The sequence below is a fragment of the Chlorobium phaeovibrioides genome (assembly GCF_003968655.1).
Taxonomy (GTDB): Bacteria; Bacteroidota; Chlorobiia; order Chlorobiales; family Chlorobiaceae; genus Chlorobium; species Chlorobium phaeovibrioides.
The window spans coordinates 105,346-131,329 of record NZ_RXYK01000003.1 but is presented as its reverse complement, the minus strand read 5'-3'; the positions used below and the strand labels follow the sequence as shown (position 1 = coordinate 131,329).

The following is a 25,984-nucleotide window of genomic DNA, read 5'->3' as shown; positions in this document are numbered from 1 at the left end:
TCTTCACTTGCCCGCCCTTTATTGGCACTGTGGTGGGGTTGCCCGGGACGGCAGACTGCTCGAGATGTGTGTATAATGAATATAGGCAAACATGGCGGGGGATAAAAAAACAAGGCCACCCGGAAATAAATCCCGGGCAACCTCTAAGTAAACATGATGAAAAGTCCGGCAGATTATGCTCCGGCCATCATCGCCTCCACATCACCCTCCACGCTGTCAATGGGCTTGATACCGAACTTCTCCACCAGAACGGCGGCAACATTCGGAGTCAGGAACTCCGGAATTGTCGGTCCAAGACGGATGCCTTTCACGCCCAGGTAAAGAAGAGCAAGGAGCACGGTGACCGCCTTCTGCTCATACCATGCAATGTCGAAAGAGATCGGCAGATCGTTGATGTCATTGAGCCCGAACACCTCTTTCAGTTTCAAGGCAATGACAGCAAGCGAATAGGAATCATTGCACTGACCGGCGTCGAGCACTCTGGGAATACCACCGATATCACCGAGCTGCAGCTTGTTGTAGCGATACTTGGCACAGCCTGCAGTGAGAATCACCGTATCATCAGGCAGCGCGCCGGCAACTCCGGTATAATACTTCCTTGACGCATGGCGGCCATCACATCCCGCCATCACCACAAACCGCTTGATGGCTCCCGACTTCACGGCCTCAACCACCTTGTCGGCAAGAGCAAGCACCTGGTTGTGGGCAAATCCGCCAACAATCTCGCCCGTTTCAATTTCAACCGGCGGCTGGCAGGTTTTTGCCAGCTCCACAAGAGCCGAAAAATCCTTGTTTCCACCCTCTTTCCTCGCCGGAATATGCACAAGGCCCGGATACCCGGCCATGCCTGTAGTGAACATCCGCTTCCGGTAAGACTCACGGACAGGAACAATGCAGTTCGTCGTCATCAGAATCGGGCCATTGAACGACTCAAACTCACGATCCTGCTGCCACCATGAACCGCCATAGTTACCCACAAAATGGGAATACTTCCTGAAAGCCGGATAGTAATGTGCCGGAAGCATCTCGCAGTGGGTGTACACATCCACCCCTGTACCCTCGGTCTGCTTCAGAAGCTCCTCCATATCACGGAGGTCATGGCCCGAAATCAGGATGCCCGGCTTTGTACCCACGCCGATATTGACCTTGGTGATTTCCGGATTGCCATAGGTGGAAGTGTTTGCCCTGTCAAGCAGCGCCATTGCCTTGACAGCAGTACCCCCTGTCTCAAGAACAAGGGCGGTCAGTTCATCAGGAGAAAGATCCTCAACCAGTGCCCCAAGACCTTTTGCATAGAATGCATTCACCTCGTCATCATCATAGCCAAGCACAGCAGCATGGTCCGTGTAGGCAGCAAGCCCCTTCAGACCATAAAGAATGAGGCTTTTCAGCGAGCGGAGATCCTCATTCGCACTGTAGGACTGAACTCCCACCGTCTCGGCTTTTGCAAGGAATTCATCAAGCGAGCTTCCGGCCCAACGCGCTGCATCATGGTCAGGAACAGCAGGAAGAAGCGCATTCAATCGATCACGCATAGCGAGGGTTTTCTTGATTTCCTCAACAATGGCAACATCATCAAAATTAGTGTTGGTAACCGTCACGAACAGTGACTCGCTTATTCTACGACCCGCTTCTCTCGACACCCCGCCCGCCTGCCGTCCGGCCGCAAGGGCCAGGCCCACAGTGGCGTACACCAGCGTATCCTGCAGTTTTGCCGTCATTTCATCCTTCCCGCAGACGCCCCTTGCTGTGCATCCCGTCCCATGGATGCTCTCCTGACACTGATCACAAAACATTCCCATTCTTTTTCTCCGTTTATTGTTGTGCTGCTGTTTCCGACGCCACCTGTTCAGCCATCCGTCTGTCTTCGGCCGCACCTGCCGCGTCACCTCTCTTCTCCTTCATTTCAGCCCTGCTTCGAAACGCCGCCCTATACAGACGGGCATTGTTCGGGCGGAGGTTGATAATTGCGCTGAAATCCTCGATTGCCCCAACCATGTTCCCCATCTTCGCCCGTACCAATCCCCGGTTTCCATACGCCACAATCATTTCACGAAACCTGAGTCCCATCTTCAGCGCCATGGTATAGTCAGCAACAGCACCCGCCCAGTTGCAGGAGCTACTCCTCGCGTTCCCGCGGTTGAACCAGCCCTCTGCGTTTCCAGGCTGATCCAGAATCATCCGGCTGATCTCCAGCTCTGTTCCTCGGTACCCGCCCATGGCATCTTTCATCATCGACTTAGCCTCCTCACAGTTTCGCCCATTCATCCGACACACTATCTCCCTTCACCTCAACCCTCATCGCCCCCGTCGAGCACCGGCCGATGAGCCTCCTCAAGGTCCCGCATCAGCTTGCCTATCGTAATGCCTGCGAACTCCCGCTGCACTACATGCTCAATCCGGAGAATTTCATGACGAAGCACACAGTTGGAGCGGTTCACGCATATCTGCTTTCGGAACATGCACTCCGACACCTGCACCGGCCCCTGAAAAATCTCTATGATGTCGAGAAGGGCAATCTCATCAGCATCCTTCACAAGCCGGAACCCCCCTCTGGCACCCTCGCGGGACTCCACCATACCATGGCGTATAAGATCCTGCAGCAGGCCGCGCAGAAACTGATAGGGCATCTGCTGCCCTTCGGCAATCACACGGGCCGAGAGAAACCCATCACCCGCCGCTCCAAGAGCAAGCAAAGCCCGCACCGCATAGTCACTTTTTTTGTTCAGTACTTTCATCTGTTCGCTTAATTGATACCTTTTACATATCAGTTATAGAAGAGAATAAGGAGAATCGACGACAAATAATTTCCCTCCGGATGTTTTTTTTAAAAAAAATTCTCCACCCACCACCCTGAACCCCATAACAGCACGCATTGTGTGAAATTGAGCTACATGTGTATATTGAAAAAAGAGAGCCCCTGGCAACCCGAAAAGAAGCGGAGCTGGATTATGCTGCAACTCAGGACCCCGGGGTACAGGGCAATAGACAATCTCCGCCGGCAGAGGGAATTCCCGACCGGCTGGAGCAGTATGACGGATCTTGAAAAGCAGGCCAACAGTTTTCTGGAAGCCTTTCACAGGGAACGGCATGAGGTTTCACGACAGTTCGGACCAGGCTTTTTTCTCCCCGAACTGATTGACGGTGCCCTTCGCACCTCGAAAGCCGAACATATGGATATGACGGCACTCTCCTCCACCCGGAAACTCCAGCTTGTCCGTGCACTTGAAAGGCTGACAGCCATGCTCGCACTCAACCGGCGGTATGTCAGCTTTCTACGCAACATCATCATAGATATTGCTGAACGCAGCGGCCGCAATGCGCGGGTTCTTGAACTTGCCGGAGGAGCAGGAGGCCTTGCCTTAGCCCTTGCCGAAGAGGTTTCGCACAACAGGTTGCCCGCAGAGATAACGAGTTCCGACATTGTCCCCGCTTATGTTGCAGAGGGGAAGGAGACAGCCAGGAGAAAAAGACTCCCTGTCTCCTTCCGCACACTTGACGCCTGCAGCTTTGAAGGTATTGAGCCCGGCTCAATAGACCTTGTCATTATGGCTCAAAGCCTCCACCATTTCACCGGTGGACAGCTCGCCATGATGATTGCGCGCTCAAAAGAAAACGGGGCAATGGCATTTGTGGGCATTGACGGATTCCGGAGCTTGATGCTGGCCGCAGGAGTACCGCTGATGGCATCCCTTCAGGGAATCCCGGAATTCACTCTGGATGGATTCACCTCGGCAAGAAAATTCTACTCGGAACCCGAACTTGACGCACTGGCGGAAATAGCCACAGGCAAAAGAGACCACTCCGTCCTTTCCCGCTGGCCACTGACCATTACAGCCATCAGTTTTGATGGATCACACACCCCGGCGGCACTATAGCCTGAGAGGCTGATCACTTCAATCCCAAACTCCAAGGAGCTCGCGAACAATGAAACCAGCAACAATCATCGGAAGTGCCGCACTCTTTCTTGCCGCTATCCAGCTCGTTCCCTACGGCAAAAACCACACCAACCCCCCCATCACCGGAGAGCCGGCATGGGACGCCCCGCAAACACGGGAGTTTTTTTTCAAGACCTGCAGAGACTGCCACTCCAATGAAACCCTCTGGCCATGGTACAGCCACATAGCCCCTCTCTCCTGGCTCACCCAGCTTGATGTCTCGCTTGGCCGGGCCAAATTCAATGTATCAGAATGGGGCCGCGAGGGAAAAAACGAGGGAGAAGACGCCGCCGGTGAGGTGCGGGAAGGAACAATGCCCCCATGGTTCTACCTGCCCGCTCATCCCGAAGCCAAACTAACCGATGCCGACGCTTCAGCACTTGCTGATGGCCTGGAAGCCACATTCGGCGAAAAAAAGCATAAAGAATAATCCCCCCGACAATCAGTATGAACTTTCCGCCAAACTCCCGACTCGCCATACTCAGGGAGCAGAACATTCCGCTCCATCTGGGGCTCTTTGCCGCAACCCTTCTCACAACCACTGCGGCAGGGGTCTTCTGGGCAGGCGGCACCCTTGCCTTCAACGGCACGCTTGCCCTCATCAACTCGCTCCAATCCGGCATCAGCTATGCACTCTCGCTCATCCTTTTCCTCAGTGTGCATGAATTCGGTCATTTCTTTGCCGCACTCCATCACCGTATCCGCACCACGCTCCCCTATTTCATCCCTCTTCCTCCGCTTCCGATGCTTCTGGGCATCGGCACAATGGGTGCCGTCATCAGAATCCGGGAACGGATCAAAGATACCGACGCCCTCTTCGACATCGGCACCGCCGGACCGCTCAGCGGATTTGCAATCTGTCTCGGCCTTCTCATCTACGGATTTCTGAACCTGCCCCCGGCCGATTTCATCTTCACCATCCATCCCGAATACATTGCAGCCGGAGGCCCGCCCGCCACACCGCCCGAAGGAACGCTCCAGCTCGGCAAAAACCTCCTCTGGCTTCTGCTTGAGAATACGCTCCCTACCAGGAACCTGCCGCCGATGACGGAAATGTACCACTACCCCCTTCTCTTTACCGGCTGGCTTGGCTGCTTCGTCACCGCACTCAACCTGCTTCCCGTCGGGCAGCTCGACGGCGGCCACATCACCTACGCCATGTTCGGCACAAAAGGGCACCGAAGAGCCGGACACATCACCCTCACCCTCATCACCCTGCTCGCCCTCCCCTCTCTTCTGGAACTGGCCGCATCCCTCACGACGCTTGTCCCCGTAGGGGCACTGCCCGCGACATTTCTCAAGCTTTCATGGCCCGGATGGATTCTCTGGGTCTTCATTCTGATGAAATTCATCGGCACCAGCCACCCCCCAACAATGAACGACCATCCTATCAATACCGGCCGCACCATCATCGGCTGGATGTCTATTCTGGTGTTCCTTCTGACCTTCACACCCGTACCATTCAGCATAACCTGACCTTGACTCAGCCCCAATGGCCCCAATCAGACCCGAAACCCTTACCATTACCTGCCGAAACCGTCTGCTTGATTTTCAGCAGGGCCCCAAAATCATGGGCATTCTGAACACCACCCCCGACTCATTCCACGACGGAGGGGCGTTTGAACCCCACCCGGACCACCCCAACCAGACGCCCGGCAGTATAAACCTGAATGCCGCACTGGACAAGGCTCTCACCATGCTCCGCGAAGGGGCCGACATCATCGACATCGGCGGAGAATCAACACGGCCCGGAGCATTGCCCGTCACCGCCGAAGAGGAAACCCGGCGAACCGCCCCGCTCATAGCCATGCTCCGCCGACATACAGACGCACTCATCTCCATAGACACAAGCAAGGCTGAAGTTGCCGAAGCCGCACTGCTCGCAGGAGCCGACATTGTCAATGACATCTCCGGCTTTACCTTCGACTCCGAAATGGCAGGAATATGCGCCCGGCACAAAGCGCCAGCAATCCTGATGCACGCCCCATTAAAACCTGAAGCCATGCAGTGGAGCACCGACACACTGCAGGGGAATGGTGATATTGTCGAAACCGTCATCACATTTCTGAAACAAGCCATCAAACGGGCCGAAGCAGCCGGAGTAAGGGGCATCATCATCGACCCCGGATTCGGATTCGGCAAAAGCGTTCAAGAAAACTTCACGCTTCTGGGGCGTCTCAAGGAGTTTCGCCAGACAGGGCGGCCAATCCTAGCCGGAGTGTCAAGAAAATCTTTTTTGGCTCATGCAATCAAAAGTGAGGGGGAAAGCTCCCCGCCAACTGCCGACAGGCTGAATGCCACAATAACAGCTGAAACCATAGCCATCCTGAACGGTGCAGATATCATCCGGACACACGCAGTCAAAGCCGCTGCCGAATGCTGCAGGGTCATACAGGCGATGCGGAAAACTGAACCCTCAGAAAAACCGCATCAGGCCGAATAAGCACATACTGGTTTTTTTCTTTACTTTACTGAACACGACACAAGAGAGAGTTCCCCCAAGCGTATCATCGAACCGTCGCAATGTATCTGTCCAAAATTGAGCTGTTCGGCTTCAAAAGCTTTGCAAACAGGGTAAGAATTTCCTTCGACAAAGGACTTACCGCCATTGTCGGCCCCAACGGGTGCGGAAAAACCAATGTCGTTGACGCCATCCGCTGGGTGCTGGGTGAACAGAAAAGCTCGCTTCTGCGGTCGGCAAAAATGGAAAACATCATTTTCAATGGCTCACGGAACCTCAAGCCTCTCAGCTTCACCGAGGTCTCACTCACTATTGAAAACACCCGCAACATCCTCCCCACCCAGTACACCGAAGTCACCGTCACCCGCAGAATATACCGCAACGGTGAAAGCGACTTTCTCTTGAATCAGGTCCCCTGCCGCCTGAAAGACATTCTCGACCTCTTCACCGATACCGGCATGGGCAGCGACGCCTACTCGGTCATTGAGTTGAAAATGATTGAGGAGATCATCAGCAACAAAAGCGAAGAGAGGATGAAGCTGTTTGAGGAAGCCGCAGGAATAACCCGTTACAAACAGCGGCGTAAACAGACCTTCCGTCAGCTTGAGAGCGCCTCGCGCGACCTTGCGCGGGTTGACGACCTTCTCAGCGAGGTTGAAAAAAAAGTCCGCAGCCTGAAACTCCAGGTCCGAAAAGCAGAAAAACTCAGGGAGCTGAAAACCCACAGGCGCGAACTCGACCTTCAGCTCTCATGGCACACCATGGAATCGCTGCAGGAAAAAATCGAACCACTCAACCGGAGCATTGAACAGGAAGAACTGCAGAACCATGAACTTGCTGCCCGAATCGCAACCGAAGACAGCGCCATTCTTGAAGCCGAACGGCAGCAGCTTGAAGAGGATCAGGCGCTTGCCAACCTTCAAAAAGAGGTGAACAGAGGCAACGAAGAGATCCATGCTCTTGAAATGCAGCTTCTTCAGCTTGAAGAGCAGCAGAAAAACCTTACCGGCAGAATTGAACGAACAGAAACGCTGGCCACTGAAAAGCAGGATAAAATCCTCAATCAGGAGACCCTTGAAAAAGAACTGGAAACGAAACTGCCCGAAATAGAGAACCTCTCTTCAAAGCGCCAGGAAGAATTCCAGACACTTGCAGCCGAACATGACCAGCTGAACACAACACTGGGCGAACAACGCAGCAGGCTCACCCTTGAACGCACAAAAAGCGCTGAACGCCAGCAGGCCGTCAACCGCCTTGCAATTGAACGCCAGGCACTTGAAGCCGAACAGCAGCACAGAGAAAACGAACAGGAAAAAATCAGAACAAAGCGGCAAGCCGCCAAAGCCCGACTCGAAACAATCGCCTCATGGAAAGAAGAGAGCACCCGGGAGCTGAGGCAGAAGCAGGAGCAGCTCACCCATCAAAGAGAAAAGGAAACCCTTCTGCACAAAGAACGAGAAAAGCTTGCAACAGAACTTGAACAACTCAAAGAGCGCCTCCTCAGCCTCCGTTCCTCGCACAATCAGCTGCACAACCAGATTCTGTTTGCCAACTCCATCCTCGAAAACTTTGAAGGAATGCCCGAAGGGATCGGGTTCCTTGAAAAACACAAAGATGGACGGCCCGGTATAGGGTGCCTCTCCGACCACCTCTCTCTGGACGACTCAGCACGAAAAGCCGTCAATGCCGCACTGGGCGAAAGTATGAACTACTATGTCTGCCGCACCCTTGAAGAGGCGCACAGAGGGATTGCCGCCCTTCGAAGCTCAGCAAAAGGCAAAGTAAGCTTCCTTGTGCTCGACCTTGTTCCCCCGCCACCCCCCAAAAGTGGCCCCGACATCCCCGGAGCACAAAAAACCATAGAACTTCTCTCCGCGCCACCGGAGCTGCATGATGCACTGGCAATGCTTCTTTGGGGCAGCTATACCGTTCCAACAGCCGAAACAGCCGAAGAGCTCGCATTCCACCACCCTGACCTCTCAATGGTTACGCGTGAAGGAGAAAAATTCACAGCAAAAGGGCTTCTGCTTGCTGGCAGCCCGAAAAGCAGCGAAGGGCTCCGGCTCGGTAAAAAAACCGAACTGGACAGCCTGGAAAAAAAGCTTAAGGCAATGGAAAGCACCATCTCAGGCGAAGAAATGCGGACGGCAGAGCTTGAGCATACGCTCCGCGAGCTCAAAACAGGCAGCCTGCAACCCGCCATCCGTGAAACAGAAACAACAATCATCGGTCTCGAAAAAAAGCTCGCACTTCTTGAAGCCGAAGAACAGGGGCTCAATACCCAGATCCTCTCCGGAGAAACTGAAGCAGTAGAACTGAAGCACGCCGCTGACCAATGCACCGAAAAGCTTCTCGTGCTCCTGGGCGCCATCACGGAAGAAAGCAGCGGCAACGAAGGGTTTCAGGAAGAAATCACAACACTCCAGGCCAATCTCAGCGGGCTGGAAACACGGCACCACGAACTCGGAAAAGAGGTACAGCAACGCCAGAGCAGCTACCGCGACGCCCTTCAGGAACTCGACAAGCTGCGCATTGCAATTGAAAACTGCCGCATAGCCCGCACAGCCCTCCATGAAGAAATCACAACACTCCATACTGAAGCAGCATCGGCAGCCGAAAACCTCACGCTATGCAATGAAGCTGCCGCAACACTGAAAAAAGAGCTTGAAACCAGACGCATCCGGGCAGCAGAACACCAGAAAAAGCTCAACGAAAAAGAATCAAGGTACCATCAGCAGCAGGCACAACAGCAGGACGCCCGAAACACTGTGCGCGAAATGAACAGAAAGCTTGATGTCGGACGCCAGCTGCAAACCGCATTAGCCACTGAACGCTCAACAATGCACCAGGAGCTTGAACGAATCTTCACCTCAATCAAACTCAAATACAACTGTGAACTCGCCACCATGGAGCGGCCTATAAAAGAAGAGCCATTCAACTTCAACGAAGCGACCGAAACACTCGCCTCCCTTGAGGCTCAGTGCGACCAGTTCGGAGCCGTCAACGAACTTGCCCTCGATGAATATCAAGCCGAAAAAGAACGGCTCGACTTCCTCACAGAACAGAAAAACGACCTCTACGCCGCTGAAACGCAGCTTCGCGAAACAATAGAAGAGATCAACCGGACCGCCCTGGAGAAATTCGAAGCAACATTCCACGCCGTACGGAAAAACTTCACCACAATTTTTCAGGAACTCTTCGACCCCGAAGACGAAGCCGACCTTCTCATCCACACCGCCGACGACCCGCTCGAATCCCATATTGAAATAGTCGCCAAACCAAAAGGCAAAAAACCCCTCTCAATCGAACAGCTCAGCGGCGGAGAAAAAGCTCTCACCGCCCTCTCCCTGCTCTTTTCCATCTATCTCGTCAAACCCAGCCCATTCTGTATTCTTGACGAAGTTGACGCCCCACTCGACGACGGAAATGTCGGCAGGTTCATTAAACTCTTGAAAAAATTTGAGAATAACACCCAATTCATTATTGTTACGCACAACAAGAACACCATGGCCTCCTGCCAGGCACTTTACGGAGTCACCATGGAAGAAGAAGGGGTATCAAAACTGATCCCTGTCCGTCTTGAAAAAATCAGGCATTGAAAACATGCCCGTTGCCTACTATGACCAAGAAACTTGTGCTGTTTGACATCGATGGAACTCTCCTCTCAGTAGGGAGCATCAACCGCCGTGTTCTATGCGACGCGCTTCGGGAGGTCTACGGAACCGAAGGAACCGCCTGCTCCTGCAACTTCGCAGGCAAAATGGACAGCGGAATCATCTATGAAGCACTCCGCCCCGCAGGTCTCGACGACGAAGAGATCGGCCGGAAATTCAACCAGGCAAGGCAAACCTACTGCGACCTCTTTCGTCAGCACGCAAGCCTCTCTGACATCACCCTCATGGCCGGAGTGCACGAACTGCTCCAGCAGCTTTCCCTTCACACAGATCTTTTGCTCGGGCTCCTGACAGGGAATTTCGAAGAATCCGGTCGCCACAAGCTCACGCTTCCAGGACTCAACCACTACTTCCCGTTTGGAGCATTTGCCGATGACGGCTACCATCGAAACGAACTACCCCCCGTCGCTGTTGAAAAAGCATACAGCCTTACCGGAAAAACATTTACCGAAAAAAACATAGTCATTATAGGCGACACTGAACACGACATTACCTGTGCCCGGGTGCTCAATGCCCGATCCATAGCGGTTGCTACCGGCACATACTCCATGAGGGAGCTTCGGAAACACCAGCCGGATGTCCTTCTGGAGGATCTCAGCCAGCCGGAAACGGTCCTCAGGGAGATACTCAAGACCTCTACCACCTAACAGTCCCTCGAATGAAAACCTATAGACGACAGATCCGCGAAAAAATATTACAGGCGCTCTACACCCTTGAACTCCGTGATACCGACATAGACTCAGCCGCCGGGTGGCTCCTCACGCCCGAAATTCTGGCCGACCCGAAAGCCATGAAGTTCTTCAACCTTCTGCTTGGCAACATCAAAGAGCACATGGAGGAAATCGACCGCTACATAGCCGCACACACCTTCAACTGGGACATGAGCCGCATAGCCATCATAGACAAGAACATCCTGCGCATGGCAATGGCAGAGCTTCTTTACTGCGACGACATTCCACCCAAAGTCTCCATCAACGAGGCCATTGAAATCGCCAAAAAATTCAGCAGCACCGACAAAAGCAGCAAGTTCGTCAACGGTATCCTTGACGCCATCTTCAATGCCCTCAAAGAGGAAGGAAAAATCAACAAAAACGGACGGGGACTCATTGACCACACCCCTCCCCGCGCGGCAAAAACCGACGCCAAGAGCTGATTGCGTCAACAGGAAAGGAGGGGACACATGCAGACTTCACTCAGTGAAGAGCATAGGATCATAGCCATCGGCGACATACACGGCTGCATCAACACCCTCAGGGCTCTCATTGAAAAAATCAACCCCCGTCCCGACGATCAATTTGTGTTCCTCGGCGACTTCATTGATCGTGGCGAAAACTCAAAAGAGGTGGTCGACTACCTCATAGAGCTCAGCCAGCAGTTCCTCTGCCATTTCATTCTGGGCAATCATGAACTGATGCTGATTGAATACCTTAAAACCGGCGAACCCGGTCCATGGTTACTCAACGGAGGAAGAGCAACCATGGACTCTTATGGAGAACAGGGAGGAATCAACCTCCCTCCCGAACACATGAAATTCTTTGCCGGCTGCATGAGCCACACCACCACCCGGAACTGGTTCTTCACGCACGGAGGGCTTGACCCGGAACTTTCAATAGAGGAAAACCTTGCCTTTCACGACCCCGAAGAACTCGGCTGGCAACGCGAACACATGCGCGAAGCATACCTCAGTGCCGGCAGCTACCCCTGGGAAAAGACCCTCGTCTGCGGACACACCCCGACCGCAGAACCCATCATGCTCGACCGGCTCATTGCCATAGACACCGGCTGTGTCTACACCCGAAACCCCCTGCTTGGAAAACTGACCGCCCTCATCCTCCCCGAACGCACCATTATCCAGCAGAAGAATATCGAGACAACCGCATGAAACAGACCCCGAAAGAAAAAATCAAGTTTCTCAAAGAAGTGCTTGGTACCCGCTACCCCGAACCCCGAAGCGAACTCCTCTTCGAATCCCCCTTCCAGCTGCTCATAGCAACTATCCTCGCCGCACAGGCAACCGACCGTCAGGTCAATATCATCACCCGCGAACTCTTCCGTGCAGCCCCCGACGCAAAAAGCCTCAGCCTCCTTGAGCCCGAAAGCATTCTCAAGCTTGTCCGCAGCATCAACTACTGCAACAACAAAGCCAAGAACATCCGCAGCGTCAGCATCATCCTCACCGGGCAATACGCAGGGAAAGTCCCCGAAACACGAGAAGAGCTCGAAAAGCTCCCCGGAGTCGGCAGAAAAACCGCCAATGTCGTCCTCGCCGCCGCCTTCCACCAGCCCGTCATGCCCGTCGACACCCATGTCCACCGCGTCTCCAACCGCCTCGGCCTCTGCCATACATCCAAAGTTGAAGAAACCGAAGCCGCCCTCATAGCAATTATTCCCGAACCCTGGGTCGTCGACTTTCACCACTACCTCCTCCTCCACGGCCGCTACACCTGCAAAGCAAAAAAACCAGACTGCCCCACCTGCCCCCTCGCCACAATCTGCCCATCCACCGGCAAAACAACATCGTAGAGTTGGAAAGAGTTGGGGACACTCATGACTGAGTGTACTTATTCACAAGTACACTCAGTCATGAGTGTCCCCAACTCTGGCAGCTGTTTCTGGCGGGTTACCGGAGTTCGATTTTGCGGTCTACGGCGTAGATCCATTCACCTTCAGGGCGGTGGCGCGAACCGGCCCAGAGCTCAAGGGTGACTCCTTTAGGAACTGAGACGGGGGAGGTGAAAATCTCTACCTGATAGTAGAATTCATCGAGGAGGTCGCCCCATGCCTGCTGAAGAGGCATATCGGATTCGCCGTATGCAGCGGTCGGGATGAGGGTAGTGGTGTCGGGCAGAAAATAATCGGAAAGGTAAACAAAGCTGTCGGGCATGAGAAACCCTCCACGGAATGTACCGCGGGTGCGTTTTACGCCGGGCACTTCAACCCAGAACTCAAGCAGTGAATCAGCAGTCAGTTTGCCGTCTGCCGCCAGCTTTTCAAGCAGCTGCTGCAAAGTGGTGCTGATAAGGGCGCGGTTCTCGGCACTGAGTTCATGCATGGTGAAGTTTGGCGTATGGTCTCGCATAGCAGGTTCAGGATGGTATTAAGAGGAAGTGTAAGACAGAAATATACAGCTAATTCCATGCTCCTCCCAAACACCCCTGTCAGAGGGATGAAGAGTCATTGCGCCGAAACAGTCTCTCCTGTAAAAATTGCCGGGCGCAGGCCCCGAACTGCATTTGCAAGGAACAGCCTTTCGCCCGGATTGAGATCTTTCAGCAAAAGCATTGCCTCCATTGCTCCCGGGCGCGTTTTGAGCAGGTAGCCCCTCATCACCCCCCTGAGAATCCCTGCGCCGGATGGCGGGGTAAGAAGAAACCGCCCCCTCTCTACAAACACTGAACTGATTGCTCCCTCGGCCACTTCGCCCCGTTCATTGGCAAAAAGCACCTCGTCATACCCCTGACGCAGCGCCTCACGGTAATAACGGTCATAGAGCTCCCTCGCCGTGGTTTTATGCTGGAGAAGGGGATTACGGGAATCAACCCGATCCGCTGCAAGGCAGATACGAAGAGCGGCTGATTTTGAAGAACTCACAATGGACTCATGGGTGGCGGAAAGTTCGCCGGCAGGTGAAAGCGTCAAACGCACCTTGAAGCGGGCTCCCGAAAGCAGCATTTCCCGCTCCAATACCGAAAGAAGCTCCAGTGCCTCATGAGGGTTGAAGGGCAGGCCAAGAGCAACAGCAGAGCTCTCCATGCGCTGAAGATGGGCCGGAAGAAAAAGGTACTCCCCGTTCCAGAGCATACTCTCAAACAGACCAACAGCTCCCATGCAGGAAGAGGGGCGCAGAATATCGGCTTTCAGTGCACATTCCCGGAACTCCTCCCTGGCATTGGAATCCCATACGATCCCGCTCCCCGAACCATACACAGCCTCGTTTCCCCTCACCTCCAGCGTCCGGATTGCCACATTGAACACCATCTCACGGCCGGGCGTCATATATCCAACTGTTCCCGTATACACACCCCTCGGTGAATCCTCCAGCTCAGCAATAAGCTGCATCGCCCTGATTTTTGGAGCACCCGTCACTGAACCACAGGGAAAGAGTGCCCGAAACAACTCGTAAAGGTCAACATCCCCGCGCAGTTCTCCCTTGATGCGCGAAACCATCTGATGGAGGGTCGGCCAGCTTCTCGGCACAAACAGTTCCGGAACCCTCACAGAGCCGGGCAGGCAGATACGGCCGAGGTCGTTGCGCAGAAGATCCACTATCATGAGGTTTTCCGCACGGTTCTTCGTGCACTTCTGAAGCTCCTGAAGCCTATGGCGATCATCTGCCTCTGAGGCACCCCGTGGAGCGGTACCCTTCATCGGCATGGTCTCGATATGGCGGCCGCGGCACCGGAAAAACAGTTCGGGCGAGAGCGTAAGAATCTGGCGGTCGGGAGTGTTGAGCATTGCCGTCCAGGAATCCGGCTGTCTTTGGCGCAGAGTGGCGAACAACGCAACGGGGTTTGCAGGAGCCCCAAAGCGGTACCGACCGGTAAAATTGACCTGATAGACATTGCCTGCTGCTATTTGGCGACGGATAGCGGCTATTTTTCCAGCATAGTCCTCTTCAGAGCAGCTGAACGACAGGACTGAGGGGAAAGCAGCGGCCTGAGACGAAAGCGGGAGGAACAACTCCCGAACCTCCTCGCGAGAGAACCGTTGCGGTTCGCGATAGACCCCGAACCAGCCAAAGAGACCGGGCGGACGGGAAGCGGACGGAGCGCCAAAAAGGCCCCTCTCAAAACCTTTTCCCGCTTCATAGCCAAGCCATCCGGCAAGAAAATAGCCCTGATCAAGACGGCTCTCGAGCTCAAGAAAAAATTCAGGGAGTGCGTCAAGCGAAGAAAGTTCAACGGTAGCCACGGGGTTTGAAAAACAGAGTGCACCGCCGCTCTCAACAAAAGCCGACTCAAACCAGAGGGAGCCCGGTCGCTGAAGCAGGGAGGAGAATGCCCCAACTCCAAAAGCGCTGCAGCCTTCAGGCCCGGCAGAAGGCAATCGGCTTCTCCAGAACATTTTCCAGCAGAGACTTCAGCTGATCTGCTGCCCAAATCTCAATCTCAGGCTCAAACTGAGTACTTAACCGCAACACCAACACACCGTTCTTTTCAACCATCTCAACCCTCTCCACATTCCGTCGGTGGCCGCGCTCAAGCCCGTTGGCAATCCGCAGAATTCCCGACAGTACATCAACAGCGTGCCGGTGCTTCGGCTTCAGCGCGAGATAACCGGGATGTTTTTCAGAAGGGGGCGACTTTCGATGATAGCGGGCAACATTGGCTATAATCTCTATTTCAGAAGGGGAAAAGCCGCGAAGGCCTCCATTCTGAATGATGTACTGACTGTGCTTGTGATGGGAAGAGATGGAGATGAAGGTGCCAATATTGTGCAAAAGGGCAGCGTACTCCAGCAGTTCACGATAGTGCTCATCAACACCGTGCTCTGCCGCAAGAGTATCAAAAAGCTGCAGGCTGATGCGGGCAACCTGCATTGAATGGCGCTGGTTCCAGTTGCAGCGGAACCCGAGCTCATAAACGCTTTCGCGGCGGATGTCGATCTCCTCTTCCGAAGAAGGGCGTGAGGACGAATGATGCTGAAGATAGTGCAGCACCATTCCCTCGCGAAGAGAGGAGTCTGAAACCACAACCTCCTCAAAGCCGAACATGCGAAAGAGTATGTTGACAAGAATCAGTCCAGGTACAATCAAATCAACCCGTTTTTCATCAAGCCCGCTCATTTTCCGGCGCTCCGCCGAATTCAGAGGAATCATCGTCCGATACAGCCTCTCAAACTCACTGCGGGTAAACGAACTGCTGTTCAACGACCCTTCGCTTTCACGGCCATGCATGGAATGGATCATGCGGGCGATATTTTCCGCCGTCCCCGATGAAGCAATGGCGCGCTTTACCTTCAGCCGCTTTGCCGCCTCGACGGAAGAAACCATTTCAGCAGAAAAGAACTGTTCCAGAAGAGTTATCTCCCGTTCCGAAACCGGATCAACGGTCACAAACCTCTCAAGCATACGGGCAACGCCAATTTTACGGCTCTCCAGCAGCTTCACTCCCTCTTGATTGGCTATGACAAACTCCACCGAACCGCCACCGATATCAAAAAGAAGATCATTCGTCGCCCGCAGTTTCACCGCGTTACGCACACCGTAATAGATGAACTCCGCCTCCTCCATGCCAGAAATGACCTTCACTTTCAGCCCGGTCTCCTCACGAACCCTGCGAAGAAATTCATGCTGATTTTTTGCCTCACGGATGGCGCTGGTGGCAAAAGCAAGAATGTTATCACGGGTAACGCCATGCTGGGAAGCGAGCACAAGAAAGTTTTTCAGGGCGGCAACTCCCGACTGCATTGATTCCTCATCAAGCATTTTCGTTGAAATGCTCCCCCGCCCGATACAGATCATATCCTTGACACGATCAATCTCAACAATCCCCTTTTCCGGGCTCTCTTCAATAATAACCATGTGAAACGAGTTGGTACCAAGGTCAATGGCAGCAACCCTCAATGCGTCATTCGGCATACTGACTGGAATGAAGTTGCAATAGCGCTTTACCTCTTGAGGGAAAAACGGCTTCAGTTTCAAGGTATGTAATGTAACCAAAAAAGACGGGCGGGAGAGTTGGAAAATTCAATGTATATTCAGGCCATAACACATCATGTGTGACCTCCCCAACAGAGCCCGTATGACAATGGAAGCAAAAGACCGGCTGGAACTTCGCTACGAAGTAGCCAGAAAGGCCATCCATCTCTCATCTCTAGCAATTGCAGTCATCTACTGCCATATCCAGAGAGAGCTCGCCCTTATCATCCTCATCCCGCTCGTTGCCGGTTTTTTTCTGGTTGACCTGCTGAAAAACTTTGAAGGGCCCATCTCCAGGTGGTATCACCGCACTTTTGACTCCATGCTCCGCCATCATGAGCTTGAACCCAAAAAAATGCACCTCAACGGAGCCACCTGCATCACCCTTTCCGCCCTTTTTCTGGTACTTTTTTTTCCAAAAATCATTGCCATCGCAGCCTTTTCAATGGTTTCCGTTTCCGACACCATGGCAGCACTGGTTGGAAAAACATTCGGCAGGCACCGATTCGCCGACAAAAGCCTTGAAGGGAGTGCCGCTTTTTTCCTCTCCGCTCTGCTTATCGTTGCCATTGTCCCCAACCTCAACCCAATAGCCGGACTCATCATGGCAACAGTCGGGACCATTGTTGAAGCATTCATCATCAGAATTGGCGGCTTCCGTATTGACGACAACCTCACCATCCCCATTGTCAGTGCAACGGCAGGCCTGCTCTTCTACCAGCTGTTCATGCCCGATGCCATAGCAGTGCTCTCACTCTGCCGATAGCCGCACAGCCCACCATGGAGACTCTCATCACCAGCTCGCCACTTGAGGCTGCAGCAATCCTCAATGAAGGCAAAACAGTAGCATTTCCCACTGAAACCGTCTACGGACTCGGGGCCGCCATTGACTCCCCCGAAGCCCTCGCCGAGGTTTTCAGGGCAAAGGGCAGGCCCGGAGACAACCCGCTGATTGTCCACATCGGCACTCCCGAAGAGCTTCCCCGCGTTGCATCCAAACTCAGCCCCGAAGCCGGGCTGCTTGTCACCCGGTTTTTTCCCGGCCCTCTGACGCTGGTGCTGCCCAAAAGCAGCGAGGTCCCCTACGCCGTAACGGCAGGGCTTGATACCGTCGGTGTCCGCTGCCCCGCCCATCCTGCGGCCCACGAGTTCCTCAAATGCTGCCATAGCCCGGTTGCGGCCCCATCGGCCAACCGCTCAGGCCGCCCAAGCGCCACAAGCTGGGAAGCTGTCCACAATGACCTTGATGGAAAAATCGCCGCAATCCTTAGGGGAAACACAAGCCGGATAGGGCTGGAATCGACCATTGTTGACTGCACCGGCCCCCGCCCTCTCATGCTTCGCGCCGGAGCCGTCACTCTGGAAGAGCTGCAGGCAATCATCCCCTCAATCACTCCAGCCGGAGAAACACAAAAAAATGAGGCCCCGAAAAGCCCCGGCCTCAAATATCCCCACTACGCCCCCAGAGCCCGGGTCGTCACCCATGAAAGAGGGGAATCACCTGCAGCAATTCCCTCCGCCTCGGCATGGATAGGGCTCGGAACACCGCCCGTCGGCATTGCTCTTGCCAAGCTCTGCACCACGCATGAGGAATACGCACGGGAACTCTTCAGCTTCTTCCGCCACTGCGACCGGGAAGCCATCCAAACCATCTACTGCGAACTGCCTCCCGAAAAAGGCCTCGGCTGGGCTATCCGCGACCGCCTGAACCGTGCCGCCGGAAATCACTGACCACACACCAAGGCCCCGAAAGGTGCGCAAGCTTCAAAACGACCACAGGCAGCCCACATGGAACGAAGCAGGTGAATCGGTCAGGCGCAAGTCAGACCCGCTGCTGTATACCTCACGATCAGTGTAGTATGTAACTTCATACCGGGCGGCAATCTTCAAGTTCTCCGCCGCCTTCCATGAAGCAAGGAAAAACATCGACTTTCCACGGCCATTGTAAGTTCCAAGGTCAAACTGCATCGGCAGACCATCTTCATATGCATACAGCTGTGAATCATAATCATCGGTATTGAACACAGTACCGCGCCACTTCAGACTCAACCGCCCGCTCTTATAGTTCAGTTGTTCATACACCAGCCACCCGTTATAGGACACATCACCCGAAAAAAACTTCTGAGTCACACGCTTGACTTCTCCCCGTGTGCGTATGCTCAGTACCCTGGAAAGCTTGATGTCAGAATCAAGCCTGACCCTGTCTGTAAGAGAAGGTAACGGCGCATAACCGTTCACGGTCCCCGCTCCTCCCAGAGCCCCCTCTGCCGATGAAGCCTCCTCTTTTTTCTTATGCTGCAGCTGCAGGCTCCAGGCAATTGAGGACGAGGCCTTCCACGAAGCAAAAAGCCGCATGTCGTGACCTTCGGACGGATAGGGATAAGACGAAGGGCTGAGCAGCGGAAAGCGGAACCAATCGTAATAAGCCCCAACCCTCACCTTCCGGCTGAGCCTGGCGTCAATGCCCGCATAATACCCCTCTTCATTCGATGCCCCATCTCCCCGCTCGGCAAACGCACCGGCAAAAGGAGAATAGTAGTGTTCACCATACTGCCGAACAGCGACCACAGTACTCACTCCACGGGTCGGCTCATACGACGCCCCCGCAATCCAGGAGGAGTCGTCGGGTTTTTGTGAAAACACCGTCTCAACGAAAATTCCTGCATTCCCGGAGGTAACAACAGCCTCCAGCCCCACAAGATCAGCCGAGGAAGCGTCTCCCCGCTCAATCCCCGACTCCACAAGTGTTTCCAGCGGCGCCGAGTAACCGTAATGGATCATGCTGCCGCCAACCCGTCCCCTCACACCTGAAGCGCCGAAATTCCAGAGAATATTCGCACCCTCAACTGTTTCAGTCACCCCGTCTCTCCGTTCCAGTTCAGTCTCCGTCCGGTGATAACCACTCTCGTCAAAACTGGTGATGAGCCCGTCACCGTCCACCCTCCCGTCCACCCGATTGGACGAGGTGAACACCGTCACTTCAAACGGCCCGGGCCGAAGGGAAAAGGCGGCCCCCTGCAGAAATCCGTACTCCCCGCTTGAGGAATAGGGCTTCAGCCGTCGGGATTTCAACCGCACACTCCCTGCAGGATCGGAACCCTTTGAAAAATAGCGGTTCTGGCCCATCAGGAGCCCCTCACCGAAATTGAGGGTATAGTTGCCGATTACGGCGCTTTTCAGCACACCGAAGTCATAGGCATTCAGACTGAAGGAGGTAAAGTCATCAAGATCCGGCTCGACTACATCCTTTTCCTGAACAACACTCGCCTTCAGGTGCGGAATGGTAAGCTGCAGCCGGTTGTAGAGTTTGTAGTTCTCGCCGGCGTAAGCCCCTGTGGCAATGCCTGCCCGCTCGGGCATTTCCGTAAAGTAGCGGGTGTAGAGAGAACCCTCAATCTGATCTCGAAGCGCTTTGCGGCGCAGCTGCAGATCACGGCTGAAATAAATGTAGGGCAGAGTCCACGCAGCTTTTTCCTCGCCTATAATCTCGGCAAGGGCAGCTTGGTTGGCAATCGGACCGGTATCTGTTCGTGTGGAAATGATGGTGCTGACATCGGAAAAAGTCAGCCAGGGGAGCTGCAGCAGGTCTTCGGAGGAGGATTCATTCAGGTAGAGCTTCTGCTTTTTCAAATCCGCAAGATCATCAAGCAAAGCGTCAATATTACCTTCAGGTTCAAAGGTACTGAAAACGGACTCTACTCCATCCGTTGCACAGTGTCCGACCTCAGGCGGACGGGCGAGACAGATAAGAAAAAAAAACGACGCCACGAGAGGCATGGCATGTCGAAGCCGAAAAAGCAGTGACTGGTTCATGGGAATGGGGGTTGGTCCTGCATGAACAAAACCGGCCTACGAGCTTCCGGCAAGCTCCTGAAGCTGCCGCACCTCCTCTCTGTTCAGATAACGCCACTCGCCGCGCCTGAGGTCACCGGTTTTAAGGCCGGCATAGGTAACCCGTTCAAGCCGTGTAACTTCAAAACCGAGGGTCCAGAACATCCTGCGCACCTGATGGTTTTTCCCTTCATGAAGGCTCATCCAAACCTGCATGCCTCCATCAAGAATTTTCGCCTGGCAGGGGCGTACCTTCTCTCCGGTATCCTTTAACCGCATTCCCCCCGTAAGAAGCGGGAGGGAACTCTGTGGAAAAGCAGTATCCAGCACTGCAAGGTACTCTTTTTTCACATTTGATGAAGGGTGCATGAGTTTGTTTGCAAGAATGCCATCATTGGTAAAGAGCAGCACCCCCGTCGTTTTCCTGTCAAGCCGGCCAACAGGAAAAACCCGTTCTTTTACTTTGATGTAGTCCAGAACCATCTCACGATCGCGTTCATCGCTGCTGGTGGTAATGACATTGCGCGGCTTATTGAAAAGAATGTAGACCTTACGCTCTTCAGGAAGAGCATACTTCTGCCCGTCCACAATCACCTCATCTTTACCCATCTTTATCTGAAGCCCCGGCTCAATCACAACCTGACCGTTGACCATCACCCGCCCCTCAATCACCATCTGGTCGGCCGCCCGGCGCGACGCAATGCCGCACATCGCCAGATACCGATTGATACGGACCTCTTCACCCCTTCTCTTCTCTGTCATAATCCCCTGCTCCGGACTCCTGTCCTGTTGCGGCCGGAGATAGCTTCTCTCCGCCTGATTGTGATAAATACTCCTGCTCCTCATGCTCGCGAAGAATCTCCTTGATTTCACGAAGCTTGGGAAGATCTTTCAATGAAGAGAGATGAAAAAGGTCCAGAAACTCCTTTGTTGTTCCGTACTGAAGCGGCCTTCCCGGAGTATCAGCGCGACCTTGAACCTCAATGAACCCACGCTCCATAAGCCGGTCGATTGCATAATCAGGGCTGACACCACGAATCTGCTGAATCTCCCCCCGTGTCACCGGCTGATGGTAGGCAACAACAGAAAGCACTTCAAGAATGGAGCGTGAAAGCCGCCTGCGGATTTTAGGCGCCTGAAGTTTCCGTAGCAGGGGGGCAAATTCCTCCCTGCTGAGCATACGGTACCCACCGGCAATCCTGTGAATGGAAAAAGGACGGCCACTCTCAAGGTACTCCCTGTTGATAGCTTCAACAACCTCCTGCAGGGCTGCCGAGTCCATCTCCACACCCGTAACCTGACGGATCACCTGAAGGGTGATCGCCTCTTCGGAAGCAAAAATCACCGACTCTATCTGCTGCTGCATCTCTCTCTGCTGCACTGGCAATTCAGCTTGTTGGAAGAAACCGCCCGAAAGCGGCTGAAAGCACTCTATTTACGGCGGGCTGTCGAAAAGTTCTGATCTAGACAAATCCCCTTCTCAAAATTATACCAGAGCTCCTGGCAGGGAAAATTGCATTCATAAAAAGCCTTGCCAATAATCACAGAATCCACACCATAAGGGCGAAGAGTGGCAAGGCGCTGAAGATCCTCCGAATTGGTCACGCCACCCGAAGCGGTCACCTTAAGTCCCGCCTTCTGGGCAAACCGTTTGGTGCTCTCATAGCCAAACCCCTGCATCATCCCGTCACGGGAAATATCGGTATAGACAATTCTCTCAACCCCCATGTCCTTCATCCTGAGAGCCAGTTCATAATCCTGCATGCCACTGCTTTCCGTCCAGCCCTTGATTTTCGGAACACCGTTCTCGGCATCAATGCCGACAACAATTTTAGAAGCCGGCCAATGCTTCATGAGCTCCCCCACAAGTTCCGGATCGGTCACGGCGGCAGAACCTATGACCACTCTTCCAACGCCCATGTCAAGATAGCGCTTCACCGCATCAATCGAGCGGATGCCACCGCCGATCTGGACAGGAATGTCAAGCTCGGCAACAATGTTGGCGATAATATCGAAATTGACCATCTCTCCCGTCAGGGCAGCATCAAGATCAACAATATGCAGCATCTTGGCATTCTGCTTGCGCCAGATGATGGCCATGTCAAGCGGATTATCAAGATAGATTTTCTGTTGGCTGAAGTCACCACGGGTCAGGCGAACGCACTTACCGTCTTTTATATCAATTGCAGGAATAATGAGCATAGGAAATAATCAACAGACAAGGTTAAATAATGGGGTAGCAGTCACTAACAGGCGGCAAAATTCCTGAGCACCTGCAAACCGGCGTCAGAACTCTTTTCGGGATGAAACTGAACGGCAAAAATACCATTTTTTTCAATGGCTGAACAGAAGTTTTTACCCGCAAACCAGGTTTCGGCCGCTACATCCCCGGTGCTCTCGGGCTCACAGTAATAGGAGTGTACGAAATAGAAAAAGGAGTTGTCGGGAAGTGAGCGGAACAACACGCTGTCCTTCTTCATGGTAATGGAATTCCAGCCGATCTGGGGGATTTTGTCAGTCTCGCTCCTGAACCGGAGCACTTTACCCGGCACAAGATCCATTCCCCGATGGCTGCCCATCTCTTCACTGCTGGTGAGCATCAGCTGCATACCAAGGCAGATGCCAAGCAGGTGCCCCCCCCGGTCAACATGCTCGCGGATTGCATCACTGAAACCCGAAGCATCAAGCGAATCGATTGCCTGACCGAAAGCACCCACCCCAGGAAGCACAACTTTCTGGCACCCTGCCATATCCGCCGGATTGCTGCTGACTGAAGCCTTGATGCCGAGATAGTCGAACGCCTTTTTTACGGAACGGAGATTTCCGGCGCCATAATCAGCTATAAATACCATGTGCACTACACCTCTGAACCACGAAATCGCAAGCGCTGCAGTGCTTTGAACGGGGGAGCCCCCGGCGAATCCGATTTTTAAATTGCATTTAATTTCCGTATTATGTGAGCTTTGCCCTCAAGCCGAAGTCATCAGACAGATCTCCACCAACACACGAAACCGACGAACCAATGTATAGAATTGTTTCATCAAAGCCGTTAGCAGAAAATATTAAAAAAATTGAAATCGAGGCCCCGAGGATAGCAAAGAAACAACAAGCCGGACAGTTCGTCATGCTGCGGGTCAACCCGACCGGCGAGCGCATCCCGCTCACCATTGCCGGTTCAGATGCTGAAGCAGGCACTATCAGCCTGATTGTTCAAGGCATGGGCAAATCAACAAAAGAGCTGAACAGTCTTGCCGAGGGCAGCTCCATCCCCGACATTGTCGGCCCGCTCGGCACCCCGTCGCACATTGAAAACTTCGGAACGGCCGTCAGCATAGGCGGTGGCGTCGGCACGGCAATCGCCTACCCCACCGCCGTCGCCCTCAAAAAGGCCGGCAACCATGTCATCACCATCAACGGTGCGCGCACAAAAGAACTGGTCATCCTTGAAAAAGAGATGAAATCGGTATCCGACGAAGCATACATCACCACCGATGACGGCTCCTACGGCTACCATGGCTTCGTCACCCAGAAGCTCCAGGAGCTGATTGACTCAGGAAAGAAAATTGACTTCGTCCTGGCCATCGGCCCCATCCCCATGATGAAGGCAATTGCCGAAGTCACCCGGCCCTATGGCATTCATACCGTTGTCAGCCTGAATCCCATCATGGTTGACGGCACAGGCATGTGCGGCGGCTGCAGAGTGACCGTCAACAACGAAACAAAATTCGCCTGCGTTGACGGTCCCGAATTCGATGCCCATCAGGTGGACTTCAGCAACCTTGCCGACCGGAACAGAATCTACCAGAGCGAAGAGAAAACATCTTCAGAAGCGGGTGACCACCAGTGCCGCCTGCATGGAAGCCATTGAGCTGACATCTCATAGTTCATTCCCATCCCGTTGGCAACTTCATCAAACAGGTCGTCTTGGGCAGGGCTTCAGCTGAAATTCAACCATTTCCCTAACAGAAGGATTTATCATGGACGCAAAGAACATCACCAACAAAGAACGAATGGCCATTCCGCGCCAGCCCATGCCTGCACAGGACCCGACAGAACGCAGCAGAAATTTTCAGGAGGTCAACCTCGGCTACACGCCTGAACTTGCAATGAAGGAAGCACTCCGCTGCATCCAGTGCAAAGATCCTGTCTGTATCAAAGGCTGCCCGGTCAACATCAAAATTGACCAGTTCATTTTGAAAGTGGCTGAAGGTGATTTCCTCGGTGCCGCAAAAAAGATAAAAGAAGACAATGTATTGCCCGCCGTCTGCGGCCGTGTCTGCCCTCAGGAAGACCAGTGCGAGAAAGAGTGCATCATCGGACGGAAACACGAGCCTGTTGCAATCGGCAACCTTGAACGCTTTGTTGCCGACTGGGAACGGGAGCACGGCACCATGGAGCTCCCCCCGATCAAAGCAGCAACAGGCAAAAAAGCAGCAGTCATCGGCAGCGGTCCCGCCGGCCTCAGCTGCGCCAACGACCTTGTCCGCCATGGCCACGAGGTAGTCGTCTTCGAAGCCCTTCACGAACTTGGCGGCGTACTCATGTACGGTGTACCCGAATTCCGCCTTCCAAAGGATATTGTCAGCAAGGAAATAGAGGGGATGAAAAACATGGGGGTTGAATTCAGAACCGATGTCGTTGTCGGCCGCTCCGTCACCATTGACGAACTGATGCAGGAAGAGGGCTTCGACGCCGTCTTCATCGGTGTCGGCGCAGGACTCCCCTGGTTCATGGGTATTCCGGGCGAAAGCCTTGTCGGCGTGCTTGCAGCAAACGAATTCCTCACCCGCGTCAACCTCATGAAGGCCTACGACTTCCCCGCAAAAAGCGACACCCCCGTCTTCGACTGCAAAGGGAAAAATGTCGCCGTCTTCGGCGGAGGCAACACAGCCATGGATGCCGTCCGTACAGCAAAACGGCTCGGTGCCGATCACGCATACATCGTCTACCGCCGCTCGGAAGCCGAAATGCCAGCCCGCGTTGAAGAGATCCACCACGCCAAAGAGGAGGGAATTGAATTTCTCCTGCTCATGAACCCGCTTGAATTCCTTGGCAACGACCGCCATTGGCTTACCGGCGTCAAATGCATCAAAATGGAGCTTGGCGAACCCGACGATTCAGGACGCCGCCGCCCTGTTCCCATTGAAGGTTCCGAATTCGTTCTTCCCATTGATATGGCCATCATATCCATCGGCAACGGCTCCAATCCTCTTATCAAGCAGACCACTCCGGAGATTGAAACCAGCAAACGCGACACCATCATTGTAGACATCAACACCATGGCAACATCAAAAGATGGCGTCTATGCCGGCGGCGATATTGTGACAGGAGGGGCAACCGTCATCCTCGCCATGGGCGCAGGGCGCACGGCAGCAAAAGCCATTCATGAAAAACTGATGGGAACCACGGCAGGATACGACGAATGGTAAGGTTGAGGGCG

At 53.8% G+C, this 25,984-nt stretch carries 24 protein-coding genes; 13 read left to right on the top strand and 11 right to left on the bottom strand.

Annotated features, from left to right (window positions below; translation table 11 throughout):
- Positions 1 to 173: 173 nt before the first annotated feature.
- From hcp to EKD02_RS03325, 3 genes are read right to left on the bottom strand one after another with little or no spacing between them, the layout of a single operon-like run.
- Positions 174 to 1,802, bottom strand: coding sequence for a hydroxylamine reductase (gene hcp, locus EKD02_RS03335; protein ID WP_185805689.1), 1,629 nt, complete (start codon positions 1,800 to 1,802; stop codon positions 174 to 176).
- A gap of 13 nt (positions 1,803 to 1,815) precedes the next feature.
- Entirely contained in the window at positions 1,816 to 2,235 is a 420-nt protein-coding gene (locus EKD02_RS03330) for a tetratricopeptide repeat protein (RefSeq protein ID WP_244924389.1), read from the bottom strand.
- A gap of 56 nt (positions 2,236 to 2,291) precedes the next feature.
- The gene (locus tag EKD02_RS03325) at positions 2,292 to 2,738 is read right to left on the bottom strand and encodes an RrF2 family transcriptional regulator (protein ID WP_011890691.1); all 447 of its coding nucleotides are present in this window, start codon (positions 2,736 to 2,738) and stop codon (positions 2,292 to 2,294) included.
- 213 nt (positions 2,739 to 2,951) lie between these two features.
- On the opposite strand from EKD02_RS03325, the gene EKD02_RS03320 reads away from it, so the two are divergent.
- The 9 genes from EKD02_RS03320 (at position 2,952) to nth (ending at position 12,596) form a co-directional block, all read left to right on the top strand.
- On the top strand, positions 2,952 to 3,878 hold the full coding sequence (locus tag EKD02_RS03320; RefSeq protein ID WP_011890692.1) for a class I SAM-dependent methyltransferase: 927 nt from the start codon (positions 2,952 to 2,954) through the stop codon (positions 3,876 to 3,878).
- Positions 3,879 to 3,927: 49 nt separating this feature from the next.
- Positions 3,928 to 4,368 carry a heme-binding domain-containing protein gene (locus EKD02_RS03315; RefSeq protein WP_126383791.1) on the top strand — a complete coding sequence of 147 codons (441 nt, stop codon included), beginning with the start codon at positions 3,928 to 3,930 and terminating at the stop codon, positions 4,366 to 4,368.
- Between the two features lie 17 nt (positions 4,369 to 4,385).
- Positions 4,386 to 5,414, top strand: a complete 1,029-nt coding sequence (locus tag EKD02_RS03310) for a site-2 protease family protein (protein WP_011890694.1) — start codon at positions 4,386 to 4,388, stop codon at positions 5,412 to 5,414.
- Positions 5,415 to 5,430: 16 nt separating this feature from the next.
- Entirely contained in the window at positions 5,431 to 6,381 is a 951-nt protein-coding gene (gene folP / locus EKD02_RS03305; protein WP_011890695.1) for a dihydropteroate synthase, read from the top strand.
- An 80-nt stretch (positions 6,382 to 6,461) separates the two neighbouring features.
- Positions 6,462 to 9,998: a chromosome segregation protein SMC gene (smc, locus tag EKD02_RS03300; protein ID WP_126383789.1), complete on the top strand. Its 3,537-nt coding sequence runs from the start codon at positions 6,462 to 6,464 to the stop codon at positions 9,996 to 9,998.
- A 20-nt stretch (positions 9,999 to 10,018) separates the two neighbouring features.
- Positions 10,019 to 10,720, top strand: coding sequence for an HAD family hydrolase (locus EKD02_RS03295; RefSeq protein ID WP_011890697.1), 702 nt, complete (start codon positions 10,019 to 10,021; stop codon positions 10,718 to 10,720).
- Positions 10,721 to 10,731: 11 nt separating this feature from the next.
- Positions 10,732 to 11,226: a transcription antitermination factor NusB gene (gene nusB, locus EKD02_RS03290; protein ID WP_011890698.1), complete on the top strand. Its 495-nt coding sequence runs from the start codon at positions 10,732 to 10,734 to the stop codon at positions 11,224 to 11,226.
- Between the two features lie 27 nt (positions 11,227 to 11,253).
- A complete protein-coding gene (locus EKD02_RS03285; RefSeq protein WP_126383787.1) occupies positions 11,254 to 11,955 on the top strand; it encodes a metallophosphoesterase family protein in 702 nt (233 codons plus the stop codon).
- Positions 11,952 to 12,596: an endonuclease III gene (nth, locus tag EKD02_RS03280; RefSeq protein WP_126383785.1), complete on the top strand. Its 645-nt coding sequence runs from the start codon at positions 11,952 to 11,954 to the stop codon at positions 12,594 to 12,596. The genes EKD02_RS03285 and nth overlap by 4 nt, the downstream gene beginning before the upstream one ends.
- A gap of 97 nt (positions 12,597 to 12,693) precedes the next feature.
- On the opposite strand, the gene EKD02_RS03275 is transcribed toward nth, so the two are convergent.
- The 3 genes from EKD02_RS03275 to EKD02_RS03265 all read right to left on the bottom strand — a co-directional run bounded on the left by EKD02_RS03275 (position 12,694) and on the right by EKD02_RS03265 (position 16,653).
- A complete protein-coding gene (locus tag EKD02_RS03275) occupies positions 12,694 to 13,152 on the bottom strand; it encodes a hypothetical protein (protein WP_126383783.1) in 459 nt (152 codons plus the stop codon).
- Positions 13,153 to 13,247: 95 nt separating this feature from the next.
- On the bottom strand, positions 13,248 to 15,137 hold the full coding sequence (gene pabB / locus EKD02_RS03270) for an aminodeoxychorismate synthase component I (RefSeq protein ID WP_126383781.1): 1,890 nt from the start codon (positions 15,135 to 15,137) through the stop codon (positions 13,248 to 13,250).
- Positions 15,100 to 16,653, bottom strand: a complete 1,554-nt coding sequence (locus EKD02_RS03265) for a Ppx/GppA phosphatase family protein (protein WP_126341989.1) — start codon at positions 16,651 to 16,653, stop codon at positions 15,100 to 15,102. Before EKD02_RS03265 ends, pabB begins: the two co-directional genes overlap by 38 nt.
- 163 nt (positions 16,654 to 16,816) lie before the next feature.
- On the opposite strand from EKD02_RS03265, the gene EKD02_RS03260 reads away from it, so the two are divergent.
- On the top strand, positions 16,817 to 17,479 hold the full coding sequence (locus EKD02_RS03260; RefSeq protein WP_337189547.1) for a diacylglycerol/polyprenol kinase family protein: 663 nt from the start codon (positions 16,817 to 16,819) through the stop codon (positions 17,477 to 17,479).
- Between the two features lie 14 nt (positions 17,480 to 17,493).
- Positions 17,494 to 18,444, top strand: coding sequence for an L-threonylcarbamoyladenylate synthase (locus EKD02_RS03255; protein WP_126383777.1), 951 nt, complete (start codon positions 17,494 to 17,496; stop codon positions 18,442 to 18,444).
- Positions 18,445 to 18,477: 33 nt separating this feature from the next.
- Here EKD02_RS03255 and EKD02_RS03250 read toward each other — a convergent pair whose 3' ends face one another.
- The 5 genes from EKD02_RS03250 to hisH form a co-directional block, all read right to left on the bottom strand.
- The gene (locus EKD02_RS03250; protein WP_126383775.1) at positions 18,478 to 20,526 is read right to left on the bottom strand and encodes a helix-hairpin-helix domain-containing protein; all 2,049 of its coding nucleotides are present in this window, start codon (positions 20,524 to 20,526) and stop codon (positions 18,478 to 18,480) included.
- A 36-nt stretch (positions 20,527 to 20,562) separates the two neighbouring features.
- Positions 20,563 to 21,306, bottom strand: a complete 744-nt coding sequence (locus tag EKD02_RS03245; protein WP_126341980.1) for a pseudouridine synthase — start codon at positions 21,304 to 21,306, stop codon at positions 20,563 to 20,565.
- Entirely contained in the window at positions 21,284 to 21,910 is a 627-nt protein-coding gene (gene scpB, locus EKD02_RS03240) for an SMC-Scp complex subunit ScpB (protein ID WP_126342088.1), read from the bottom strand. The genes EKD02_RS03245 and scpB overlap by 23 nt, the downstream gene beginning before the upstream one ends.
- A 65-nt stretch (positions 21,911 to 21,975) precedes the next feature.
- Positions 21,976 to 22,746, bottom strand: coding sequence for a 1-(5-phosphoribosyl)-5-[(5-phosphoribosylamino)methylideneamino]imidazole-4-carboxamide isomerase (gene hisA / locus EKD02_RS03235; protein WP_011890709.1), 771 nt, complete (start codon positions 22,744 to 22,746; stop codon positions 21,976 to 21,978).
- A 44-nt stretch (positions 22,747 to 22,790) separates the two neighbouring features.
- Positions 22,791 to 23,396 carry an imidazole glycerol phosphate synthase subunit HisH gene (gene hisH, locus EKD02_RS03230; RefSeq protein WP_126341978.1) on the bottom strand — a complete coding sequence of 202 codons (606 nt, stop codon included), beginning with the start codon at positions 23,394 to 23,396 and terminating at the stop codon, positions 22,791 to 22,793.
- A 170-nt stretch (positions 23,397 to 23,566) separates the two neighbouring features.
- On the opposite strand from hisH, the gene EKD02_RS03225 reads away from it, so the two are divergent.
- Both EKD02_RS03225 and gltA read left to right on the top strand, forming a co-directional pair.
- Positions 23,567 to 24,412 carry a sulfide/dihydroorotate dehydrogenase-like FAD/NAD-binding protein gene (locus tag EKD02_RS03225; RefSeq protein WP_126341976.1) on the top strand — a complete coding sequence of 282 codons (846 nt, stop codon included), beginning with the start codon at positions 23,567 to 23,569 and terminating at the stop codon, positions 24,410 to 24,412.
- A gap of 109 nt (positions 24,413 to 24,521) precedes the next feature.
- On the top strand, positions 24,522 to 25,973 hold the full coding sequence (gene gltA / locus EKD02_RS03220) for an NADPH-dependent glutamate synthase (RefSeq protein WP_011890712.1): 1,452 nt from the start codon (positions 24,522 to 24,524) through the stop codon (positions 25,971 to 25,973).
- The last annotated feature ends 11 nt before the right edge of the window (positions 25,974 to 25,984 follow it).

Excerpts from the sequence above, each read along its gene's own strand:
- pabB (WP_126383781.1), bottom strand. The coding sequence starts at position 15,137 with ATGTTCTGGAGAAGCCGATTGCCTTCTGCCGGGCCTGAAGGCTGCAGC.
- EKD02_RS03285 (WP_126383787.1), top strand. The coding sequence starts at position 11,254 with ATGCAGACTTCACTCAGTGAAGAGCATAGGATCATAGCCATCGGCGAC.
- EKD02_RS03275 (WP_126383783.1), bottom strand. The coding sequence starts at position 13,152 with ATGCGAGACCATACGCCAAACTTCACCATGCATGAACTCAGTGCCGAG.
- EKD02_RS03250 (WP_126383775.1), bottom strand. The coding sequence starts at position 20,526 with ATGAACCAGTCACTGCTTTTTCGGCTTCGACATGCCATGCCTCTCGTG.
- smc (WP_126383789.1), top strand. The coding sequence starts at position 6,462 with ATGTATCTGTCCAAAATTGAGCTGTTCGGCTTCAAAAGCTTTGCAAAC.
- scpB (WP_126342088.1), bottom strand. The coding sequence starts at position 21,910 with ATGCAGCAGCAGATAGAGTCGGTGATTTTTGCTTCCGAAGAGGCGATC.
- EKD02_RS03325 (WP_011890691.1), bottom strand. The coding sequence starts at position 2,738 with ATGAAAGTACTGAACAAAAAAAGTGACTATGCGGTGCGGGCTTTGCTT.
- hisA (WP_011890709.1), bottom strand. The coding sequence starts at position 22,746 with ATGCTCATTATTCCTGCAATTGATATAAAAGACGGTAAGTGCGTTCGC.
- EKD02_RS03260 (WP_337189547.1), top strand. The coding sequence starts at position 16,817 with ATGACAATGGAAGCAAAAGACCGGCTGGAACTTCGCTACGAAGTAGCC.
- nth (WP_126383785.1), top strand. The coding sequence starts at position 11,952 with ATGAAACAGACCCCGAAAGAAAAAATCAAGTTTCTCAAAGAAGTGCTT.
- EKD02_RS03245 (WP_126341980.1), bottom strand. The coding sequence starts at position 21,306 with ATGACAGAGAAGAGAAGGGGTGAAGAGGTCCGTATCAATCGGTATCTG.
- EKD02_RS03255 (WP_126383777.1), top strand. The coding sequence starts at position 17,494 with ATGGAGACTCTCATCACCAGCTCGCCACTTGAGGCTGCAGCAATCCTC.
- EKD02_RS03320 (WP_011890692.1), top strand. The coding sequence starts at position 2,952 with ATGCTGCAACTCAGGACCCCGGGGTACAGGGCAATAGACAATCTCCGC.
- EKD02_RS03310 (WP_011890694.1), top strand. The coding sequence starts at position 4,386 with ATGAACTTTCCGCCAAACTCCCGACTCGCCATACTCAGGGAGCAGAAC.
- EKD02_RS03265 (WP_126341989.1), bottom strand. The coding sequence starts at position 16,653 with ATGCCGAATGACGCATTGAGGGTTGCTGCCATTGACCTTGGTACCAAC.
- EKD02_RS03315 (WP_126383791.1), top strand. The coding sequence starts at position 3,928 with ATGAAACCAGCAACAATCATCGGAAGTGCCGCACTCTTTCTTGCCGCT.
- hisH (WP_126341978.1), bottom strand. The coding sequence starts at position 23,396 with ATGGTATTTATAGCTGATTATGGCGCCGGAAATCTCCGTTCCGTAAAA.
- nusB (WP_011890698.1), top strand. The coding sequence starts at position 10,732 with ATGAAAACCTATAGACGACAGATCCGCGAAAAAATATTACAGGCGCTC.
- EKD02_RS03330 (WP_244924389.1), bottom strand. The coding sequence starts at position 2,235 with ATGATGAAAGATGCCATGGGCGGGTACCGAGGAACAGAGCTGGAGATC.
- EKD02_RS03225 (WP_126341976.1), top strand. The coding sequence starts at position 23,567 with ATGTATAGAATTGTTTCATCAAAGCCGTTAGCAGAAAATATTAAAAAA.
- EKD02_RS03295 (WP_011890697.1), top strand. The coding sequence starts at position 10,019 with ATGACCAAGAAACTTGTGCTGTTTGACATCGATGGAACTCTCCTCTCA.
- hcp (WP_185805689.1), bottom strand. The coding sequence starts at position 1,802 with ATGGGAATGTTTTGTGATCAGTGTCAGGAGAGCATCCATGGGACGGGA.
- folP (WP_011890695.1), top strand. The coding sequence starts at position 5,431 with ATGGCCCCAATCAGACCCGAAACCCTTACCATTACCTGCCGAAACCGT.
- gltA (WP_011890712.1), top strand. The coding sequence starts at position 24,522 with ATGGACGCAAAGAACATCACCAACAAAGAACGAATGGCCATTCCGCGC.